This window comes from Aneurinibacillus terranovensis DSM 18919 (genome assembly GCF_000430625.1).
Taxonomy (GTDB): Bacteria; Bacillota; Bacilli; order Aneurinibacillales; family Aneurinibacillaceae; genus Aneurinibacillus_B; species Aneurinibacillus_B terranovensis.
Window position 1 is genome coordinate 18,473 of record NZ_AUMJ01000045.1, and the last position, 22,272, is coordinate 40,744.

Consider the following 22,272-nt stretch of genomic DNA (forward strand, 5'->3'; position numbering starts at 1 on the left):
ACACAGGCAGGTCTCCACGCAAACGTCAACGGCAATTTGTCTTTTCACAAATAAAAGGGCCCTGAAAGCGGAATAATTTCCGTGCTTCAGGGCCCTTTTTTATAGGGGTGGATGTATATTGGCTGAAAATCAAAGCCCTCAGCATAATCGGTATGAAAACGATGAGCATTATATGAAGCTTGCTCTTCAGCTTGCTGAAGCAACAAGGGGGCAAACCAGCCCTAACCCGATGGTTGGTTGTGTCATCGTGAAGGATAGAACGATCATAGGGGTCGGAAGCCATTTGAAGGCCGGAGAAGCGCATGCGGAAATTCTTGCGCTCGCCATGGCCGGAGACAAGGCTCGGGGGGCAACCGCCTACGTTACGCTCGAACCATGCAGCCACCATGGCCGAACACCGCCGTGTGCTGAAGCGCTTATTCGCGAAGGTGTGAGCCGGGTGGTTATCGCTATGCTGGACCCGAATCCCCTTGTAGCGGGACAAGGAGCACAAAAACTGGAGGAAGCAGGCATTCAGGTTATTACCGGCGTCTGTGAAGCCCAGGCCAGGCAGTTAAACGAAGTGTTTAGTAAATTTATTACGACCGGACTTCCTTTTGTTACGGTTAAGACAGCGATGACGCTCGATGGAAAAGTGGCGACAGAAACCGGAAACAGCCGCTGGATTACAGGGGAAGCGGCCCGCCTTGATGTACACCGGATACGACACGAACACGATGCCATCCTCGTGGGGATCGGGACCGTGTTACAGGATAATCCTCAGTTAACGACACGACTGCCAAACGGCGGAAAGAACCCGCTGCGGGTGATTCTGGATTCCGCCCTGCGCGTGCCCCCGGAAGCCCATGTCGTTCGGGACGGACAGGCTCCTACATGGATTTTCACGACCAGCCGGGCCTGTCCGGATAAACGGAAATTACTGGAGAGACAAGGTCTCCGCGTCCTATCAGCAGGGGCCGGGGATCAAGTCGACATCGCAGAGGTGATGCGAATACTTGGCAAAGAAAATATCACGTCTTTATTCGTGGAAGGAGGAAGCCAGATCAACAGCGCCTTTCTCCATGCCCGGGCCATTGATAAAGTGATCACATATGTAGCCCCGAAAATCGTAGCCGGACAGACAGCCCCCTCCCCTTTTGGCGGCCCGGGTATTGAAGAGATGTCCCGCGCTATTTCGCTGGCTGATATCACAGTAGAAAAAATTTCCGAAGATATTAAAATATCGGGATACCCAGTCTGGAGGTAGGGCATTGTTTACAGGAATTATTGAAGAGATTGGCTATGTCCGCCGCATTACGCGCGGTGATAAATGGTGTGTCCTGGAGATATCAGCGGCCAAAGTCCTGCGCGGTGTTAAGCTTGGAGACAGCATCGCCGTCAATGGTACGTGTCTGACCGTTACGCAGTATTCTGACCATCACTTTTCGGTGGACGTCATGCCGGAAACGCTTGATAAAACGAGCCTTTCCCTTCTCTCTCCCGGTTCACCCGTTAATTTGGAAAGAGCTCTGGCAGCGGGTGACAGATTCGGCGGCCATTTTGTTTCCGGCCACATTGACGGAACAGGAACCATTACAGCAAAGAAACCATACGGGAATGCGGTATTGTTCGAAATTGAAGCACCGGAAGAAGTCCTGCGCTATATCCTTCCTAAGGGATCGATAGCGGTTGACGGAATCAGTCTGACGGTTGTATCGACGACAGATTCCCATTTTACGGTGTCCATTATTCCCCATACTGTAAAAGAAACGTTGCTGCAGTATAAAAATCAGGGAGATATCGTGAACCTGGAATGCGACATGATCGGAAAATATATCGAACGGTTTGTCAGCGCACGGGAACACGAAAAGAGGAAGGCACCGATCACGATTGACTTTCTTAGTGAACACGGCTTTGCGTAAAGAAAATTGCTATAGTGCTAAAAGATGTAAGGAAAGGTGTGCAGGATATGTTTCATTCAATTGAAGAGGCGATTTACGAACTGAAGCAAGGACGGCCTGTTATCGTCGTGGACGATGAAAACCGGGAAAATGAAGGTGATTTTATCACTCTCGCCGATAAAACAACCGCTGAAACGATCAATTTTATGATTACGCACGGCCGCGGACTCGTATGCGTGCCGATAACAGAAGAACGAGCAGCCGAATTACATTTAACTCCAATGGTTGAACATAATACGGATAATCATGGAACGGCATTTACCGTATCGGTGGATGAAATCACAACAACTACCGGCATCTCCGCGCATGAACGGGCATTAACGGTGCAGGCGCTGGTTGACCCTAAGAGATCCCCGGCAGATTTCCGACGGCCGGGCCATATTTTCCCCCTTGTGGCGAAAAAAGGAGGCGTTCTGCAGCGAGCGGGCCATACGGAAGCAGCGGTTGACCTGGCTGTGTTATGCGGTTCGTATTCTGCCGGTGTCATTTGCGAAATTATCAAGGAAGACGGTTCCATGGCCCGGGTACCCGATTTGGAGCAAATCGCTGCGGAACACAACTTGAAGATGATTACTATCGCCGATTTGATCCACTATCGGACAAGCAAAGATCAACTGGTTACTCGAGAGGTAGAAGTTCAACTGCCAACCGCTTATGGAAACTTTCGTCTCATTGCTTATTCCAATGAAATTGACAATAAAGAACACCTCGCCCTTGTCAAAGGAACCATTCGTCCGGATGTTCCCTGCCTTGTCAGAGTCCATTCCGAATGTCTGACAGGTGACGTATTCGGCTCACACCGCTGTGATTGCGGGCCCCAGCTGCACGATGCTCTGCGCCAGATAGAAGAAGCCGGAACCGGTGTTCTTCTCTATATGCGCCAGGAGGGCAGAGGGATTGGCCTGATGAATAAGCTAAGAGCTTATAAATTTCAGGAAGAAGGCTACGACACAGTAGAAGCGAACGAGAAACTCGGCTTCCCACCCGATTTGCGGGAATACGGAATTGGCGCTCAGATTCTTTGCAATTTGGGAGTGAAGAAGATGAAATTGCTCACCAATAATCCGAGGAAAATCACAGGAATTGAAGGATACGGACTGGAAGTTGTGGAACGCGTCCCCCTGCAGATTGGCCGCGTCCCGGAAAACGAAAATTACTTACGTACCAAAAAATCCAAACTTGGCCATATGTTAAACTTGTAAAGAAAACTTAGGCTATTGCGAAGTCATAGGCGCAGGCAAATAACCCTAATGATACTTATGTTCGAACACAAAGGGAGGAAGTAAAATGGGAAAGCAATATGAAGGGAATTTAATAGGAACGGGCTTACGAATCGGTGTGGTTGTCGGGCGTTTTAACGAATTTATTACGAGCAAATTGCTCGGCGGAGCCCTTGATGCCGCCAAACGGCACGGAATTGCGGAAGAAGATGTGGATGTAGCCTGGGTGCCGGGGGCGTTTGAAATCCCGCTCATCGTAAAAAAGATGGCGGAATCCAATAAATATGATGCTGTCATCGCCCTTGGTACCGTCATTCGCGGATCTACCCCCCACTTTGACTATGTGTGCAACGAAGTGGCAAAAGGAGTGGCAGCCGTTGGACTGCAAAGCGGCATACCGGCGATTTTCGGGGTTTTAACAACGGACTCGATTGAACAGGCGATTGAACGAGCCGGTACAAAAGCTGGAAACAAAGGATGGGAAGCAGCTTCTGCCGCCATCGAAATGGCCAATCTCGTCAAGAACCTCGGATAAAAAAATAAACATTCTCAGATGTGTATTTTTATTTGACAGGTTATATCATTCGGGATAATCTAATAACATACAATTAAATATGCCAACTATGCGGGAGCTTGGAGAACCAGGCTGAGAGGATAGCTACTCTGCTATCGACCGTTGAACCTGAACTGGATAATGCCAGCGGAGGAAGACATACAATAAGAGTCAATTTTACATGTACACAACAACATGTATGCAGACGTGTATGGAGAGACCGCCAATTTTCCCGTGGCGGTTTTTTTATTACACGTTGCCCTCCGCCTCCATGAGAAAGGTTCGATTAAAAATGTTACATCTAACTTTTTATCAACCAAAGGAGGTATACTTACCATGTCAAAAAACACCGAAGTACAGCTTACCGTCCCTACCTTATCCGCATTTCCCGGGAGTCAGAAAGTTTATGTCGAAGGATCGCGGCCGGACATTCAAGTCCCTATGCGGGAAATCAAGTTAAGCCCTTCTTCCGGCACATATGGCGAGGCGGAAAACCCGCCTGTTCGTGTATATGATACGAGCGGCTTATATACCGACCCTTCTTATCGTTCAGATATCCGAAAAGGTCTTCCTCTCCTTCGCCGGAATTGGATTCTAGAGCGCGGGGACGTAGAAGAATATGAAGGGCGCGAAATAAGACCGGAAGACAATGGCCTTCGGGGGGACGATACTGGTGCAACCCTTGATTTATTTCCCGATTTAACCCGCAACCCTTTGCGAGCCGTAAAGGGAAAGAACGTAACCCAACTGCACTACGCCCGTCAGGGAATCATCACTCCCGAGATGGAATTTATCGCGATACGGGAACATGTCTCTCCCGAATTTGTAAGGGATGAAGTCGCCCGCGGACGCGCCATTATCCCGGCAAACATTAATCATCCCGAGAGTGAACCGATGATTATCGGGCGAAATTTCCATGTGAAAATTAATGCGAATATTGGAAACTCTGCTGTTACTTCTTCAATTGAAGAAGAAGTCGAGAAAATGACGTGGGCTACGCGCTGGGGTGCAGATACAATCATGGACCTTTCCACCGGGAAAAACATCCATACAACCCGGGAATGGCTCATTCGAAATTCACCGGTTCCAATTGGAACCGTACCGATCTATCAAGCGCTCGAAAAAGTAAACGGAAAAGCTGAGGATTTAACGTGGGAAGTTTACCGGGATACACTCATTGAGCAGGCAGAGCAAGGCGTCGATTATTTTACAATCCATGCAGGCGTGCTTTTACGGTATGTTCCGTTAACCGCAAAACGTGTTACCGGCATCGTTTCCCGCGGCGGATCGATTATGGCTGCCTGGTGCCTCGCCCATCACCAGGAAAACTTCCTCTATACTCACTTTGAAGAAATATGTGAAATTATGAAGGCATACGATGTTTCCTTTTCACTCGGTGACGGGCTTAGACCGGGTTCCATTGCGGATGCCAATGATGAAGCCCAGTTCGCAGAACTGGAAACACTCGGAGAATTGACTCAAATTGCCTGGAAGCATGATGTGCAGGTCATGATCGAAGGGCCTGGGCACGTTCCAATGCACAAAATTAAAGAAAATATGGACCGCCAGCTTGAAGTATGTCAAGAAGCGCCCTTCTACACCCTCGGACCACTGACGACTGATATTGCGCCAGGGTATGACCACATCACCTCTGCTATTGGGGCAGCGATGATCGGCTGGTTTGGAACGGCGATGCTCTGCTACGTTACTCCGAAAGAACATCTGGGCCTTCCAAACAAAAACGATGTGCGCGAAGGGGTTATCACCTATAAGATTGCCGCCCATGCGGCGGACCTTGCAAAGGGCCATCCCGGAGCACAAATAAGGGATGACGCGTTATCGAAAGCCCGTTTTGAATTCCGCTGGCGCGATCAATTTAATCTGTCTCTCGATCCTGAAAGAGCGATCGAGTACCATGATGAAACGCTGCCAGCTGAAGGAGCAAAAACCTCTCACTTCTGCTCGATGTGCGGCCCTAAATTTTGCAGTATGAGGATTACGCAAGATATACGCGAATACGCAAAAACAAATGGCCTCTCTCTTGAGGCTGCCATTGATGAGGGATTCAAAGAAAAGTCAAAAGAATTCCGGGAAAGCGGAAGTAAGATTTATAAATAGACGGGAGAGCGTCCTGCTGCGCCTCATACCTGGCTCAGACACGGACGCTCTTTTCTAGCTCCGCAGAAGAAAAAAGCAAAAATAGGACTCCGGGGTAATCTTTTTATATTTGTACTGTATATTTTATGGGTAGTTGTTATTGGTTTGATATGGGGAAGGCCCTAAGGTACAACTGTAAGAAAAAGTGCGGATGCTTGTCCCAAAACTTTTTTCCACCCCGGTATAAATTGAAATCACAAAAAATGTTATGTTTATAGCCCCAAAAAAGAGACAGTCAGCGCCATTCATCGGTATGACTGTCTTACTGGTTACACTCATGCCTCATTAGCCTGAGTTTCCTCGTCAGATACATTCTGTAATATAACATCCAGAGCATCAAAAACAGCATGTTTCTGATTGATTTTTTTGGCATGATTCCTCATCAAAGCCAACCTTTGAGGATCGGCCAGCATCTCGGAGAGCTTTGTCAGCATATCGGCGGTATTTTCCGTTTGAAGAGCCACTCCGAGTTCGAGTAGCAATCGGGCATTATCCTGTTCCTGACCGAGCAGCGGTTTATACAGTAGCATGGGCAGTTCCATAGCTATGGCTTCGGAAACGGTCAATCCACCGGGTTTTGTGATAAGAATATCGGATATCGCCATTAACTCATGAATATAGTTCACATGCCCTGTAATAAGCACCCGGTGTTTGGAATATTTTAATGCCTTGTCCAATTGCTTTTTCAATCTGTGATTGTTCCCGCAAACAATAATGAGCTGGACTGGTTGGGGTAATTGATCTAAGGCGAGAAAGCTTTCTATCCCATCTCCCATAATCCCCCATCCGCCACCCATCATTAACAATGTCGGCACACAGGGGTTAATGTTATATTTTTGCATTAAAGCTGTGGAGCGATAGGACATGCCGAACGCAGGCCGAATTGGTATTCCGGTGACAGAAATGTTAGCATCAGATATGCCAAGGTGTTTTAAATTCTGTCCAACTGTTTCCGAACCGACAATATAATGGTTAGTGTGAGGATGTATCCATGAGTTATGCTCCGTATAATCAGTAATAATCGTGACACTGGGAATGTTCGTTAGCCCAAGCTCCTTCAATACAGAGACCGCCCCGGCAGCTAATGGAAATGTATTAACGACCACCCGGGGACGCAGTTCGTGTATCATTTCATACATTCTTTTAATCCCAATATAATTTAATTTTCTCAGGAGAGACGGCAGGACATGCCCGCTGTGTGTTCTGCGATAAAAATACCTATATATTGAAGGAAACTTTTTGACGCCTTGATTAAAGAGTGAACGGCTAAGAGGGTAAACAAGCGGATGTGCGATTTCCATATAATCTTGAATAACGGGCTCCAGTTCAAAATGGCGTAACTGTATCGCTTCGGAAATTGCGCGAGCAGCTTGTTGATGTCCCTCCCCGTAATTCCCGCTAAGAATGAGAATTTTTTCTCTTTTCATGGACGTATGGCTTCCTCTCTTTCCATGTAAAATACTTAGTATTTTACTTTACCCCATTAATGAAAAGGTGATACTAACGAAGCAATTTCTTAATTTCTTTAAGGTCTTCTTCGATTTCATGCAAATGATTTTTTACGCTGCGAATTTCCTGTTCCGCTTTGTAATTGATCGCATAGTCTATGATAGCCTCATCCTTATCCCGCAACGCCTGCCGATTCTGGGTCATCATAATAACGGGTGCCTGGAAGGCTGAGATAAAGGAGAGCATTAAGTTCAGTAATATAAAAGGAGCTTCATCAAAATGCTTTGTAAAGCTTAGGCTATTCCAAATAATCCACCCGAAAAGAAACGCGGTGAAGCAAATGATGAATTTCCAGCTCCCGCCGAATGATGAAAGTTCGTCGGCAAGGCGATCTGACCAGGTTGTATTCTTATCATATTCATTATCTATGCGGGCCAGTATATTTTTCTTATAATTATCCACCAAAAAATCAATTTGATCGATACGCCGTTTATTGGACTGAATTTTTTCTTCTTCTGTAACAAACACGTCCGTTTTTTGCAGCTTCGATCCCGCTTTTTTTTTCAAGACTTCCACCTCCCTTGCTTTTCAAAAATGTAAGATACTATAGAATATGTAAAGTTGCATAATTATGAATTAAACAGGTGACTTTATAAGGAAAAAAACACACTTGTCCATCCTATACGCGAGCAAGCCTGGCTAGCATCAAAAAAGCCTCCTTAGCTTTAAGGGGGCTTTAACTTATAAATACTTATTCAATAGCTGTTCTTTGGAGAGGACTAAAATCTTAGGAATTAAATTTTTGTTTTTCCAAAACTTCTTCTTATCCAGATAACATAAGATGAACATCGGTTTCATATACAATTGCTTTAACTTCTTATAATAAGGGTTAGTGATGTCCTTCACTTCGAATCCAAGACGGCTAACTCCACGCGATAACAGGGTAATCCCGATAACACCTCTAATAATGTCTTTTTTCGGATGGCGGGAAATAAATACCGCCAGCCCGGGCAGTGATGTTTCCACCCGACTGTATACATAAAAAGCACGTTTAATATCATTTTTTATATTGACCATTTCTTTCATAAGCAAGCTGTTATGCAGGTGGATTTTAAGGAGCACATCATTGGGATGGATAAAGGCCCCGTTTGATAAGCAGAGGCTTTTTCCACGATAGGTGATAAGTTTGACGCGGAAGATATTTTTTTCCTGTCTGTTTACATAAGATAAATTGGAACAATAAAAATAAAGCCAGTCTAACAGGGACCAAATTTTTGTAAACATTTTCAATTTGGTTGTTTCCTTTCATCATGGTATGTGATGATCGATGCAGTTTTATTTATGTGTATTTACTTCTACAAGTATGTATTTCTTTTCATTTTGGTTCCGTAGTGCAGGCAGCAGATGATGACACTCAAAAAAACCGTACCCACTGTAAAAGTGGAACAGTCTATTTATTACCGCTCGCCTCCCAACGCTGATTATCGGGGGAGCGGTGTCCGCTATCGATAATCATATACGGCAGGCAATTTTTAACCTTCGCTCTCTTCCCGATGATTACTGGCTTACGTATCTGGAAAACCGCGTACAGTTAGCTGCTTATGCTGTCCGGCACGGTTTAACTTCAAGTAAACCATAATGTTATGTAGAAAGTAGAACTCATATATTATATGATACAAGAAGGCGTATTCGGCGCCATCCATTAACAGGGAAGGAGAAAACATTCTTGGTGGACAATCACGACCCTAAAAATTACGATGATACGGGTGAACATTCTTTTACCATAAGAGACCACCATCATTCCCACGATTCTCATGATCATCATAGTCACGATGACATTTTCCATTCGCACGCACCCGTGGGAAAAATGAAGTGGGCTTTCTTTCTTACTGTCATTATTTTGCTTGTTGAACTTGCGGGAGGTTTCCTATCCCACAGTCTGGCCCTTTTGTCCGATGCGGGGCATGTGTTCACCGATATTATAGCCATTGGTCTTTCCTGGTACGCTTTGAATTTAACATTAAAGCCCCCGAGCGAAAACATGACTTACGGGTATCACCGTTCGGGAATCCTGGCCGCCTTTATCAACGCCGTTACCCTTATCGTTATCGCCCTGCTGATTGGGTGGGAAGCTTATCACCGCTTTCAACACCCACAACCTGTTGAAAGTACATGGATGTTCGTAAGCGCAGGCGTTGGATTGGTGGTAAACCTCTATCTGGGCCTTGGACTTACGAAAGAAGATAATATTAATGTAAGAAGCGCGGTGCTGCACATGCTGGGGGATGCTGCCGCTTCCGCAGGCGTCATCATCGGCGGGATTATTATTTCGCTGACCGGCTGGTACTCCGTTGATCCGATACTAAGCATTCTGATTGCCGTCCTCATCGCTTTTGGAGCGTGGAAAATTGTGAAGCAGACCCTTGTAGTATTAATGGAGGGGACACCACAAGGTATTAACATTCAAAAAATCGCGGACAAAATTCGTTCCATCAAAGGAGTCGATAATATTCATGATCTGCATATCTGGAGTATTACAAGCGGCAAGAATGCACTTTCCTGCCATATCGTTCTCGACGGGAATATGACCCTGCGTGAAAGCCAATTAATTCTGCGGGACATTGAACATGAGCTGATACATCTGGGGATTAGCCACGTTACCATCCAACCTGAAGACAAAAGTCATTCTCATAAGGAATCTTTGCTCTGCTGTGATGACGGTTCCGATACCCATGTGCACCATCACGAGCATTAAATGTAGAGAAAGCCGGCTATTGAATTTCCCTGGGCCGGCTTTCTTTATATAAAAATGAAAAATCGCTTATATACGTGCGTTAACATTATGGGTAAGAACTAAATGTTTCTCCCGTAAAATATGTGTAACAGGAAGTAATTCATAGTAATTTTTGTTTTTATATTTATGAATTTTAATAACGCCCTTTTCCTCTAGACTCTTGATTTTCTTTTCAGCCGTATTCTTGTTTATATTACAAACCGTGGCAATTTTCCTGATGGTAGAGAATATTTTCGCATTTCCATCGTTAAAAATCTTTATTAAATAACAGTAGATGACAAACTCAGTCGGATCAAGACCTAATGAGAAGATATCATCCGACAATTTAAAAACCTCATTAAGTAAATCCATACGTTCCTCCCTCTCATTTAGTTTAAATCACTTAATATTTCGCACAAAAAAATAATAGCATCCCCTTTATTATATCAATTTTTTGCCGTTTACAAAATCCTTTACAGGGGTGTTATCGGTTAAAAACGATAATTTTATTTTGAATCGACTCCATATCGAAGTACCGCTGCGATCAAATAAAAGCCGATGAATGACTAAGAAGTAGCAATTCATCGGCTTCCAATACTTCTACCATTAACCCATTAACCATTAATAACGTCTGAAAAATAATCTGCCTATCACCTTAAACACGATCCACAATATGATAAGGTCAACCAATAAGCCTATGAGGGAGAACGAGTGAAATCCGCCCATCCCGTATCCATACCCACCGCCAAATGGATGAAGCATGCTGCCAATGAATGTCCCTGCTCCAAAAGCCGCTGCATGGGACCAAAAGCCACCCGTTGTCCGATTCGAGTTGTTTGAGTAATTGTAGCCGTTATTGTTTAAACTGTTGCTGCGCCCTACGTTTGAAGAGGGAGAGCGGTATCCTGAATGGTACGTACCACTTGAAGAGCTTCCACTGTGGATCGAGGAAGACCCTCCACTATAACTCCGGCTGTATGAACTTCCTTTGCTGTATGACCCACCGCTAAATCCCTTTGCATAAGCGGAAGCGGGAGCAAGCACCATCACGCCTATTATAATAAGGGACACCCATTTTTTAATCAACGATATACCCTTCTTTCTTTCTGTCTTTCATTCTATTCTACTTTATTCATCAAACTCGGAATGGTTTCTCCCATCCTATGAATCATAGGCAAACAAATGAGGAGCGCTCATTTGCTTATATCGATATTTTACTCAAACATGATCAATATTTCAATATGGTGACGGTTTCTAATGATTACATACCCGGCAGTAAGGGGTAAGAAACCGGTTCTCACTCCGCATCCTCGTCATACCAGGGATTCAAGTGGATGAGTACTTCCTGCACATCTTTGTCAGCCTCCATAATTTTATATTTAATCTGCCGGCTCACATCATGGCCCTCTTGAATCGTAAGGTTGCCAGGAACGCTTACCCGGACATCCACAAGGACATAATGCCCGTGTTCGCGTGCCCGAAGCCGGTCAATCCTTTTTACCTGCGGAATATCGCGGACGAGCGCCGCAAATTCCGCCATTTTTTCTTCCGATATGATTCCTTCCATCAGGATATCAATCGATTCTTTCCCCATGTTCATCGCCAGTTTGATAATAAAGAAAGCAACGATAATCCCTGCAATCGGATCCCCGTAGGAAGTAAAAGGTATATATAAATAATTACCAACCAATGCTATTCCAATCCCGAGCACGGCAGCCAAGGAGGCATAAACGTCAGCAAGGTGATCATAAGCTGTAGCGAGCAGCCCTTTACTTCTAACTTTTTTCCCCACGCGAAACGTGTACATGTAGAGAGCCTGCTTCCAGGCCAGTGAGATAAATGCTGCAACGAGGGCAAGGATACTTTCTGTTACAGCCGGTTTAAATAATGTCTCTATAGATTTATATGCAATCATAACGGCAGCAAGCGCAAGAATCACAGCGACAATACCGGAAGCAATCACTTCCGCTTTACCATGACCATACGGGTGATCTTCGTCTGCAGGCCTGCCCGATATTCTCATGGAGCCAAGAGACGCGATCGATGCTGCCACATCAGCCGCATTGTGGACTCCGTCTGCTACAAGCACCTGACTATTAAATAGAACACCTACCCATATCTTAATAATGGTAAGAAATATATTGCTGATTAAACTAATCCATCCCGCCACCAGTGAAGCTTTTTTATCTGCGCCCAACGTTCTTCCCCCTCTCAATCTTTCTTTCCCAAGGGAAAGAAAATAAATAGCCTCCAACCGTGAGATTGGAGGCTATTTTTTGTTCTTGTATAGGGCCGTGGCTTTTTATTTTCATAAAATCACTCGCTTATAATCCGTAATTTTGTGTAGGGTGAGTCTCATGAGGGCGTTGTATAATACCAGAATATAATTATAAAGCTTTTTTTATCTTTTTGTACATTGGAAACAGCATGTTCCCGTTACAATTATTTTAACATTCTATGGCATCTCTAATACATACAAAAACAAAGTCACAATTGATTATATAATGAAAAAAGTCCTGCAGGAAGAAATAAACGTCCCTGTTGCGAAGAAATGTGGCTGACGCCGCGGTTACACACTGTGCGCCAGGCCTTTTACCACGATGGTCGGATTGTCAGCGAGGGAGATTTCTTTATCGGTGGAAAAAATCCGTACAACCGGACGCTGCATATGTGTGGTAATCTGTGTGACGATCGCTTCTTCACCATTATGCAGCAACAGTTTTGTTCCCGGCGGATAAGCTGGAACTTTTCTCACAAAAGCTTCAATAATAGATGGCAGATACGCACTCCCACTCAATGCCATGATTCTTTCAATCGCCTCATGGGGCGGCATGTGCTGAACCGAAATAAAATTTTCAAAAAGGTTGGTCACTGCGCAAATTTGGGCAAATTCAAGAAATTCTTCCCCACGAATGCCGCGCGGATATCCTTTTCCATCCATCGTTTCATGATGCTGATAGGCAATGTGCGCGGAAAGCAAACTAATTTCCCGCATTTTTCGCAAAATAGAAAATCCCGCTTCACAATGTTTTTCCGATTCACGCCCGTGTGCCTTGCCGATATCATGAAGCAAACAGCCGATAGCCAAATCGTGCAGCTGCAACTCGTTGTATTGTAAATGCCTGGCGACCTGCAAAGAGAGCAGTGTAACATTGACAGCATGGGCATAAGGAAATAACTCAATCGGAAGGGAGGAGGTAGGAAATAATAGAATAATTCTTCTTTGTTTGACTTCAGCTACCAATTTACTTACCATTTTTTGAATTGCTACGAGAGGAATTGGTTTATTGGATGCAACGTTTTCGTATACATCCCGGACAATTTCGATGGCATCCATCCACGTGGGCATGTCCACCATTTCTTCCAACGTAATACCGGTAGACTCCATATCTTCCACGATTAAAGTCGATATTTTCAACTCTTTCAGCTTTTCTAAGTACACAGGATGAATTGTTCTGCCTGCCGCCAAGAGAATTCTTCGTTTTCCGTCGTAGACCGGTTTTGCCAACTCCATCTTATTCTGGTCATATTGTGAGATATGAATCATTCGCACGTTTTTCCACCCTTTTCCCTGTCTTACTAGTATTAGTCATGTAGAACCGGACAAATATAAAAAAGTGGCTATTCAAGAAGAGAATAGCCACCGGTACCTTTCATACTAACAAAAAAGTATTACTTTTTCGGTAACCCGGCTGTCATAGTCCGCATAACCTTAGACCCGTGGCTTTGCGCCCTTACCTTTCAGTAAGTTTGCCGTTATCGATGTAAGTATAATTTAAAGGACTGATTATTACAATCATCATACCTCGATATAGATGCAACTTCAATCACTTTTACTCGAAATCAAGCATCAGATCCACCACTTCCGCATCAAATAATCTGGCACTTCTGCATCCGATGAGAAGAACTCCTAAAACGCATTCGTGGAACATAATCGGAACCCCTACGACGGATGTCAGGTTTTCCGCGAGAAGAATGGGATATTCCCGCGGGTCATCTCTACTTTTGGGCGAGAAGGAATCGAGAACAATCGGTCTTCCGGAGCGCATCACTTCCCCGGCTATCCCTTTTCCCGGCCGAAGTATGATGCGTTTATAGCGCTGATTTCGATTTCCGGATACGTATTTCCACCGAATGGTTTAATCATTCTGATTCAAACTGGCAACGCCACAAAGTCTGCGGCAGTCAAACGTCTAAGTTCACTGAGTTCCGACTCAATATTCTCTAGACTTTCCATTGTTTATTCCTCCAAACGTTTGACATCCTGCCGGTTCTCTCACTTGACATGAAATACTTTTTCAGGGTTTCTGCTCCGGTATACAATATAGCTTCTCCGAAAGTATTCAATAGGAAAACTCCAAACATGGACCAAACGGGTAAATGGCCAAATCCCAAAAATCGCAAACGAAAAGATAACGTGCATCTTAAAGAATAACGGTGCTCCGTCCATAAGAGAAGGATTCGGAGTAAACGTCAGTAGCCCTCTAATCCAGGGTGCAATCGTTTCCCGATAGTCATATTCTCCAACAAGTAAATTATATCCCAACGTGTTATATACACCCATCCCAATCACGATAAGCAGCAACACCGCTACCAAAATATCACTGATGCTGCTGGTCACCCGGACGCGTGTAACTGTCACGCGCCGGAATAGCAGTATCGCAATGCCCGCCAGTGTAACGATCCCTACCAGACCTCCGCCGTATACAGCACCTTTGTGGTAGAGTTCTTCGGTGACGCCCATGTTTTCAAGCGCCCATTTTGGAACGAGCAGCCCCACAAGGTGACCGCCAAGCACAAGGAAAATGCCGATATGAAACAGCATGCTTCCCAACCGCAGCTGTTTCTTTTCCAAAAACTCGCTTGATTTGGCGGTCCATGAAAGCTGATCTGTCTTATACCGATAAATATGTCCTACCAGGAAAACGGTTAGCATCAAATACGGGTAAACGACCCATAGAAATTGGCTCCCATAATTCATAGTCCCACCCCCATTACTTAATCATTTGGTCGATCGCAATCAGGCATGCTTGCATGACCTTTGAATACGGGCTTTTCGCTGTTTCCAGTTCGGACTGCAAGATGTCCAGCGGCCCTGTAAAGTCCTGTAACATGTCACGTGCCATTTCCAAAGGTGCAATCGAAATAAACTCCAGAAACAATGGGACATAATCTGAAAGTTCACTTGTTGTCATATCGAAGCCGGCTTCCGCGTAAATTTCTTTGAGCGAAATGAGAATTTGGCCTCTCTCTCTTTCTTCACCGGCGGCTAAATACGTTAAATAAAGATTTGTTTTCGCGTTGAAATCAAACGTTTCGACATAGTTTATCGTCAACTCTTCCAAACTGTGAGCTTCAAGATAGTCAACAAAGCCGTTAAGAAGCTGCCGGATATCCTTATTTACCAGACCGTTTACTTCTTCGCGTACATCATCTGCGCCCAACCACTCTTCAGACGGATATTGCAGCAGCAATGAAATAAGCTGAAGGGTACGCTGGCTATCTTCCGTCTCTGGTGTTAAATGAAGGATAGAAGAATTCGTTGTCACCCTCGTAACCTCCCACTTCACAGGACTGGCATCCTCCAAAATCATAGCCGGCCATTCCCTGTTGATAGTACAAATCCATTCCATTTTCTTTATGAGCAGGCGGAATGATAAAGCGGTCTTCATATTTGGCAATCGCAAGCAGTCGGTACATTTCTTTCAGTGTTTCTTCCGTCATGCCAAGGGACGTAATCATATTTAAATCGGCCTCTTTTCCTGTGCTGACCGCACGTATATAATGGCGCATCGCTGCCATTTTGCCTAATACAAGACGAATCACTTTCGTATTACCGGCGGTCAACAAATTAGCCAAGTACTCGACGGGAATCCGCATCTGGTCAATCGCCGGGAAAATCCCTTCCCAGTCAAATGCGCTGCCTTTTCCTTCGAATACATTCATAATCGGGCTGAGCGGCGGAATATACCAGACCATCGGCAGCGTCCTGTATTCCGGATGCAGCGGGAGCGCAACGCCGTATTTAATGGCCAGCTTATATACAGGTGACTTACGGGCCGCTTCCAGCCAGTCGTCAGGAATTCCATCTCTCCCTGCCTGTTCAATCACAACCGGGTCTTCCGGATCGAGGAAAATACTCAACTGTTCCTTATACAAGTTCTTCTCATCCTGTGTGGATGCGACTTCCTCGACACGATCCGCATCATACAGCAGCAGCCCAATGTATCGAATGCGGCCGGTGCATGTTTCGGAACAAACCGTTGGCAATCCGGCTTCAATCCGTGGAAAACAGAAGGTGCATTTTTCCGCTTTTTGCGTTTGCCAGTTGAAATAAATTTTCTTGTACGGGCAGCCAGACATACAGAAGCGCCAGCCGCGGCATGCTTCCTGGTCAACGAGTACGATTCCGTCTTCATCCCTCTTATAAATGGCTCCGGAAGGACAGGAAGCCATGCAGGACGGATTTAAACAGTGTTCGCAAATCCTCGGCAAATACATCATAAATGTTTGCTCGAACTCCAACCGGATGGACTCTTCCATCTTAACAACGTTAGGATCACGCTGTCCTGTTACATTCCCGCCGGCGAGGTTATCTTCCCAGTTAGGTCCCCACTGAAGATCCATATATTCGCCGGTAACGACCGACTTCGGGCGGGCGACCGGCTGGTGTTTTTTCTGCGGGCTGTTTATTAATCTTTCGTAATCATATGTCCACGGCTCATAATAATCATCCATCGTCGGCAAATCAGGGTTGTGAAAGATGTTCGCCATCTTTGTCATCTTATCCCCTGCACGCAGTTCCAGCTTTCCATTTTTAAGGACCCAGCCGCCTTTGTGCTTCTCCTGATTTTCCCATTCGACAGGGTACCCGACACCAGGTTTCGTTTCCACGTTGTTAAACCAGATGTATTCTGCACCCGGACGATTTGTCCAGGTGTTTTTGCATGTCACACTGCATGTGTGACAACCGATGCATTTGTCCAGATTCATGACCATTGCCATTTGCGCTTTAATCTTCAAGCCAGGTCACCTCTTTCATTTTCCTCACCACTACATACAGGTCCCGCTGATTTCCAATCGGTCCGTAGTAATTAAATCCGTAACTTAACTGTGCATATCCGCCGATCATTTGCGTCGGCTTCAAATGAATTTTGGTCGGGCTGTTATGCGTACCGCCGCGTTCATTTGTAATCGTCGAACCCGGTACGTTAATGTGCCGGTCCTGCGCATGGTACATATAGACGGTACCGCGCGGCATCCGGTGGCTAACAACCGCCCTTGCCGTTACAACCCCGTTGCGGTTGAACACTTCAATCCAATCATTATCTTTAATACCGGCTGCTTCGGCGTCTTTATTATTGATCCATACGTTCGGCCCGCCGCGGAACAGGGTGAGCATGTGCAAATTATCTTGATACATGCTGTGAATGTTCCATTTTCCATGGGGAGTCAAATACCGCAGCACGATATCTTTTTCTTTGGACTCCGGCTGACGATCCTTTGGCTCAAACACCGTTTTCGGCAGCGTCGGTTTATAAATCGGGAATCCTTCGCCATATTCCAGCAGAATCTCGTGGTCCAGATAAAAGTGCTGGCGCCCTGTTAACGTACGGAAAGGAACCAAACGTTCAATGCTCGTGGTAAAAGGCGAATACCGCCGTTCTCCTTTATTGGAACCGCTGAATACAGGAGTTGGGATGACCTGTTTTGGCTGCACCGTAATATCAGCAAACGTAAAGTGTTCAGCAGCCCGGTCTTCCGCCAGATCCTTTAATGGAACTCCTGTTTTCTTTTCCTCTGCCTCCCAGGCTTTCATGGCAATTTTGCCGTTCGTGGCGCTGGAGAGCCGCAGCATCGTTTCCGCCGCATCACGGCCGGTTTCAAGGCGGGGCAGCCCCTGGGCAATTCCTTCCTTTTCAACGGTTCCGTTGATTTTCTTCAATTCTTCATATTGTTCTTTCACTGAAAATGATATCCCGTGCGCTCCGATTGGATTTTTCTCTACCAGCGGCCCCACCGATGTATACTTGTCATAAATTTTCGTGTAATCCCGTTCGACAAACACGAGCTTCGGCATGGTCTTTCCTGGGATCGGTTCTACTTCTCCTTTACTCCAGTCAAGCACTTTACCGAATGGCTGTGCTAATTCTTCCGGTGAATCGTGCATCAATGGAACGGTTACAATGTCCGTTTTTGGTTCGGGCAAATAGTCTTTCGCCATATCGGAAAAGCTTTGCGCAAGTCCTTTGAAAATGTCCCAATCGGATTTTGCTTCCCATGGTGAATGAATGGCCGGATTGAACGGATGTACGAACGGGTGCATATCGGTACTGCTTAAATCGTGTTTTTCATACCAGGTTGCAGCAGGCAAAACAATGTCGGAGTGCAGGGCGTTTCCGGCCATCCTGAAATCTAAACTCACCAGCAAATCCAGCTTTCCTTCCGGTGCCTTTTCATGCCATTTGACTTCGGTCGGCCTGTGTTCAGTGTTCTCCTCAGACAGCACACCGTTCGATGTTCCCAGCAGATGCTTAAGGAAATACTCATGTCCCTTCCCCGAACTGGAAAGCAGATTTGAGCGCCATACAAACAACATTTTGGGATGGTTCACCGGGTTATCCGGGTCTTCTACGGCAAAATGCATGTTTTTCTCTTTTAATTCGTTTACGATATACTGCGTTACTTCTTCCGGGTGTTTGGCTCCCTGGCTCTGTGCCTGTTCATACAAGTCGAGAGAATTGCGGTCAAACTGTGGATAAGAAGGCAGCCAGCCCAAGCGCACCGCCATTACATTATAATCGGCAGCATGCTGGTATCTTGGTTTGTCCACAGTAGCGGAAGAAAGTTGATTCATCGGAAGCTGGTCATATCTCCACTGGTCTGTTGCAAAATAATAGAACGAAGTCGCGTTTTGGTGACGGGGAGGCATTGACCAATCACGGCCGAAAGCAATGGTTGACCAGCCTTCAATCGGACGACATTTTTCCTGGCCGACATAATGGGCCCAACCGCCCCCGTTGACCCCTTGTGAACCCGTTAACAAAACGAGATTTAAGACGGCACGGTAAATGGTATCACTGTTAAACCAGTGATTGATGCCCGCTCCCATAATAATCATCGAACGACCTTTTGTATCCACAGCGTTCTGGGCGAACTCACGGGCAATTTGAATAACAAGGTTTGCGTCAACGCCTGTTTGCTGTTCCTGCCATGTCGGGGTATACGGCTTCGGATCGGTATAACCCGCCGGATAATCTCCCGGTAAGTTCCGATTCACCCCATAATTGGCCAGCATTAAATCAAATACCGTGGTCACATATACGGTATCGCCTGCACGGTCGATTTGCTTGACCGGAACACCACGCTGTATAGTTCCCCGCTCTGCGTCCTCAAAATATGGAAAATCGACAGGTAAAACGTCATCTTCCCCTCCAAGCAATGAAAGAACAGGTCGGTAAATATTCCCATTATCATCTTCTTGTTTGAGATTCCACTTCCCATGGTCTGCCCAGCGGTGTCCGATACTTCCATTCGGTACGACGATTTCGTTTGTATTTTCGTCCAGGACAACAGGTTTCCAATCGGCATTTTGCAGTGACATGCCAAGATCACTCGACAGAAGGAAACGGTCTGTGACAAAGCTGTTTCCTTGCTTCTTCAATGTAATTAAGTAAGGTAAATCGGTATATTTCTTTGCGTAATCCGTAAAATACTCCGTTTCCTGGTCAACATAGAATTCTTTAAGAATGACATGCGTCATCGCCTGTGCCAGAGCTCCGTCCGACCCCGGATTTGGTGCGAGCCAGTTGTCGGCGAATTTCACGCTTTCCGCATAGTCAGGGCTTACGGAAACCACTTTCGTTCCTTTGTAGCGCACCTCTGTCATAAAGTGTGCGTCCGGCGTACGCGTCAACGGCACGTTTGAGCCCCACATCATAATATAGCCGGCGTTGTACCAGTCGCTGCTCTCCGGCACGTCCGTTTGATCGCCCCAGATTTGCGGGGAAGCCGGAGGAAGGTCCGCATACCAGTCATAAAAACTAAGCATCGGAGAACCGACAAGAGAGAGGAAGCGGGCGCCTGCCGCATAACTGACCATGGACATAGCCGGGATCGGCGTAAAGCCGGCAATCCGATCCGGACCGTATTTTTCAATCGTGTAAATCATGGAGGCGGAGATGATCTGATTAACTTCGGCCCAGGACGCACGGGCGAACCCACCCTTACCACGAACTGATTTATATTGTTTTGTTTTTTCCGGGTTTTCTACGATGCGTTTCCATGCTTCAACCGGATTATTGGTCTCCTTCAGCGCTTCCCGCCAAAGATTCAGCAGCACTGACCTGATATACGGGTATTTAACGCGCAGCGGACTGTAAACATACCAGGAAAAGCTGGCGCCACGCGGACATCCACGCGGTTCGAAATCAGGCATATCGGGCCCTGTTGTCGGATAATCGGTTTGTTGATTTTCCCAGGTAATAATCCCACCCTTCACAAACACTTTCCAGCTGCATGAGCCGGTGCAGTTCACGCCGTGGGTGGTCCGAACGACTTTATCATGCTGCCAGCGGCGGCGGTAAACTTTTTCCCACTCGCGATCTTTAGGCGATAATTCACTCCATCCATCCGAATAATGTTCACGGGGTTTAAAGAAATTTAATTTCTTCAGAAAAGGGGAGGATTTTTTTTTCATAATCAAGATTCCTTTCCTAAATCTATCTGTTTTCATCAAATCTATTTTGGTTTCTATACTACAAAATCTATCTATTACCGACGATTTTCGACATCAGGGAACTCCCCGATATCCTTAGGGAAGTTCCCTGATTTTAAATTCTTCATGCAAAGCGGGCTTATACCGAGTGAGCACTCACCTGATTGATAGAGCTCACTGGAGTTTATCTAAGAGTTTTAGTTAAACATCATTTCTGTTTCACACGGCTTTGCTTTTAACAGCAGTGGTGCTTCCGTTTCTACTCTTTGAGTCGAAAAATCTCTTATTCAATAGCAAGCAGAAAAGAGCGAAGGCAACGAAGAAGATAAATCCCATAAAGTAATTTCCCGTCATATCTTTTACCGTCCCCATAATAAGCGGTGGGAAATAGCCGCCCAGACCGCCTGCTGCGCCAACAAATCCGGTGACAGCTCCTGTATTTCCAGGAAATACAGTCGGCACGATTTTAAACACGGCTCCGTTACCCACACCGGCAAGAACGGCAATCGCAAGACATCCGACAGAGAACCCGACCATACTGCTTGGTGTAAATGCGATGAGTACTCCGCATACAGCCATGAGAAGAAAGATAATGGTAAGGATACGTCCGCCGCCGATTTTATCTGCAAGGTTCCCCCCGACAGGACGAAGCAAGGTTGCAATGATGACAAATCCTGCAGCGCGCAGACCGGCATCCACCGGGGATATTTTAAATAAATCCTGCAAAAGAGTCGGCAGGTACATACTAAAAGCAACAAAGCTGCCAAACGTTAAGAAATAGAAAGCCGAAAGAATCCACGTATTTTTAAACTTCACTACAGACAATGCCTGCTTGAACGTTTTTACCTCGGCAGGTCTTGGCAATTCCTTTGTGGTAAACCAAAAGATTAATGTTGTAACAAAAACGGCAACAGCAAGAACAAGAAATACGCTGTGAACGCCATACGCTTTCGCAATGGAAGGAACGGCAAACCCTGCTATCGCGGTACCGATATTCCCCATCCCTGTAATCCCTAGCACAGTTCCCTGCTTTTCAGCCGGATACCAGCGAGATACATACGCGATGGCAATGGCAAAACTGGTGCCGGCCATCCCAATAAAGAAGGCCCAAAACAAATAAGAGACATAACTGTTCGCCAAACTGATGCCAATGAGCGGAATAAGGATGAACAACATTAAATAGGTGTACATTTTCTTTCCGCCAAACTTGTCGGTCATAATTCCCAGTGGAATCCTCATAACGGAACCGAGTAAAACCGGAGTCGCCACAAGAACGCTTTTTTGAAATCCTGTCAAATGAAACAGTTCTTGCAGCTGGGAAGCTATAGGAGATAAACTGGCCCAAACAGCGAAGGCAATCGCCATCGCAACGGTCGACATAACAAGAGCTGATGTTTGACCTTTCTGATTTATCATTGTACATACCCCTCTTCCAAAGGTTTTTTTCTCTCTGCTACTTTAAG

The 22,272-nt window shown here is 45.8% G+C and carries 20 protein-coding genes and 2 riboswitches; of the genes, 7 read left to right on the forward strand and 13 right to left on the reverse strand.

From position 1 onward, the window contains the following. The first annotated feature begins 118 nt into the window (after positions 1–118). The 5 genes from ribD (at position 119) to thiC (ending at position 5,831) form a co-directional block, all read left to right on the forward strand. Complete coding sequence (gene ribD, locus H525_RS0108545; RefSeq protein WP_281172591.1) at positions 119–1,246, forward strand: bifunctional diaminohydroxyphosphoribosylaminopyrimidine deaminase/5-amino-6-(5-phosphoribosylamino)uracil reductase RibD; 1,128 nt, start codon at positions 119–121, stop codon at positions 1,244–1,246. 4 nt (positions 1,247–1,250) lie between these two features. Then, positions 1,251–1,901, forward strand: a complete 651-nt coding sequence (locus tag H525_RS0108550; RefSeq protein ID WP_027415867.1) for a riboflavin synthase — start codon at positions 1,251–1,253, stop codon at positions 1,899–1,901. A 47-nt stretch (positions 1,902–1,948) separates the two neighbouring features. Beyond that, positions 1,949–3,142, forward strand: coding sequence for a bifunctional 3,4-dihydroxy-2-butanone-4-phosphate synthase/GTP cyclohydrolase II (locus tag H525_RS0108555; protein ID WP_027415868.1), 1,194 nt, complete (start codon positions 1,949–1,951; stop codon positions 3,140–3,142). 85 nt (positions 3,143–3,227) lie between these two features. Next, positions 3,228–3,695, forward strand: a complete 468-nt coding sequence (gene ribH / locus H525_RS0108560) for a 6,7-dimethyl-8-ribityllumazine synthase (RefSeq protein WP_027415869.1) — start codon at positions 3,228–3,230, stop codon at positions 3,693–3,695. Positions 3,696–3,776: 81 nt separating this feature from the next. Beyond that, a riboswitch (TPP riboswitch) is annotated at positions 3,777–3,888 on the forward strand. Positions 3,889–4,049: 161 nt separating this feature from the next. After that, complete coding sequence (gene thiC, locus H525_RS0108565; protein ID WP_027415870.1) at positions 4,050–5,831, forward strand: phosphomethylpyrimidine synthase ThiC; 1,782 nt, start codon at positions 4,050–4,052, stop codon at positions 5,829–5,831. Between the two features lie 314 nt (positions 5,832–6,145). Here thiC and H525_RS0108570 read toward each other — a convergent pair whose 3' ends face one another. From H525_RS0108570 to H525_RS0108580, 3 genes are all read right to left on the reverse strand, one after another. Then, positions 6,146–7,297, reverse strand: coding sequence for an MGDG synthase family glycosyltransferase (locus H525_RS0108570; RefSeq protein WP_027415871.1), 1,152 nt, complete (start codon positions 7,295–7,297; stop codon positions 6,146–6,148). A gap of 73 nt (positions 7,298–7,370) precedes the next feature. After that, positions 7,371–7,886 carry a DUF1003 domain-containing protein gene (locus H525_RS0108575; RefSeq protein WP_081413304.1) on the reverse strand — a complete coding sequence of 172 codons (516 nt, stop codon included), beginning with the start codon at positions 7,884–7,886 and terminating at the stop codon, positions 7,371–7,373. 174 nt (positions 7,887–8,060) lie between these two features. Then, the gene (locus H525_RS0108580) at positions 8,061–8,603 is read right to left on the reverse strand and encodes a YkoP family protein (RefSeq protein WP_035100437.1); all 543 of its coding nucleotides are present in this window, start codon (positions 8,601–8,603) and stop codon (positions 8,061–8,063) included. A gap of 211 nt (positions 8,604–8,814) precedes the next feature. Here H525_RS0108580 and H525_RS27170 point away from each other — a divergent pair, with 211 nt between their 5' ends. Together H525_RS27170 and H525_RS0108585 are read left to right on the forward strand one after the other, a co-directional pair. Then, positions 8,815–8,958 carry a hypothetical protein gene (locus H525_RS27170; RefSeq protein WP_155837196.1) on the forward strand — a complete coding sequence of 48 codons (144 nt, stop codon included), beginning with the start codon at positions 8,815–8,817 and terminating at the stop codon, positions 8,956–8,958. A 90-nt stretch (positions 8,959–9,048) separates the two neighbouring features. Beyond that, positions 9,049–10,074, forward strand: a complete 1,026-nt coding sequence (locus H525_RS0108585; protein ID WP_245590435.1) for a cation diffusion facilitator family transporter — start codon at positions 9,049–9,051, stop codon at positions 10,072–10,074. A gap of 66 nt (positions 10,075–10,140) precedes the next feature. Here the strand turns inward: H525_RS0108585 and H525_RS0108590 are convergent, their stop codons facing one another. From H525_RS0108590 to H525_RS23365, 10 genes are all read right to left on the reverse strand, one after another. Then, complete coding sequence (locus tag H525_RS0108590) at positions 10,141–10,464, reverse strand: helix-turn-helix domain-containing protein (protein ID WP_027415875.1); 324 nt, start codon at positions 10,462–10,464, stop codon at positions 10,141–10,143. A gap of 249 nt (positions 10,465–10,713) precedes the next feature. Beyond that, on the reverse strand, positions 10,714–11,178 hold the full coding sequence (locus tag H525_RS27175) for a hypothetical protein (protein ID WP_155837197.1): 465 nt from the start codon (positions 11,176–11,178) through the stop codon (positions 10,714–10,716). Positions 11,179–11,389: 211 nt separating this feature from the next. Then, complete coding sequence (locus H525_RS0108595; RefSeq protein WP_027415876.1) at positions 11,390–12,289, reverse strand: cation diffusion facilitator family transporter; 900 nt, start codon at positions 12,287–12,289, stop codon at positions 11,390–11,392. A gap of 372 nt (positions 12,290–12,661) precedes the next feature. After that, entirely contained in the window at positions 12,662–13,639 is a 978-nt protein-coding gene (locus H525_RS0108600; RefSeq protein ID WP_342664279.1) for an HD-GYP domain-containing protein, read from the reverse strand. A gap of 132 nt (positions 13,640–13,771) precedes the next feature. Next, positions 13,772–13,857, reverse strand: a riboswitch (cyclic di-GMP riboswitch). A 68-nt stretch (positions 13,858–13,925) separates the two neighbouring features. Continuing rightward, entirely contained in the window at positions 13,926–14,228 is a 303-nt protein-coding gene (locus H525_RS23355) for a GAF domain-containing protein (RefSeq protein ID WP_081413305.1), read from the reverse strand. A 140-nt stretch (positions 14,229–14,368) separates the two neighbouring features. Then, positions 14,369–15,073 (reverse strand): respiratory nitrate reductase subunit gamma, encoded by a 705-nt coding sequence (gene narI, locus H525_RS0108610; RefSeq protein WP_027415878.1) that lies wholly within the window; start codon positions 15,071–15,073, stop codon positions 14,369–14,371. A gap of 13 nt (positions 15,074–15,086) precedes the next feature. Then, complete coding sequence (gene narJ, locus H525_RS0108615; RefSeq protein ID WP_051330907.1) at positions 15,087–15,641, reverse strand: nitrate reductase molybdenum cofactor assembly chaperone; 555 nt, start codon at positions 15,639–15,641, stop codon at positions 15,087–15,089. Further along, entirely contained in the window at positions 15,592–17,115 is a 1,524-nt protein-coding gene (narH, locus tag H525_RS23360) for a nitrate reductase subunit beta (RefSeq protein ID WP_051330908.1), read from the reverse strand. Before narH ends, narJ begins: the two co-directional genes overlap by 50 nt. Further along, positions 17,105–20,791, reverse strand: a complete 3,687-nt coding sequence (locus tag H525_RS0108625) for a nitrate reductase subunit alpha (RefSeq protein WP_027415880.1) — start codon at positions 20,789–20,791, stop codon at positions 17,105–17,107. Before H525_RS0108625 ends, narH begins: the two co-directional genes overlap by 11 nt. 237 nt (positions 20,792–21,028) lie before the next feature. Next, positions 21,029–22,225 carry an MFS transporter gene (locus tag H525_RS23365; protein WP_051330909.1) on the reverse strand — a complete coding sequence of 399 codons (1,197 nt, stop codon included), beginning with the start codon at positions 22,223–22,225 and terminating at the stop codon, positions 21,029–21,031. Positions 22,226–22,272: the final 47 nt, after the last annotated feature.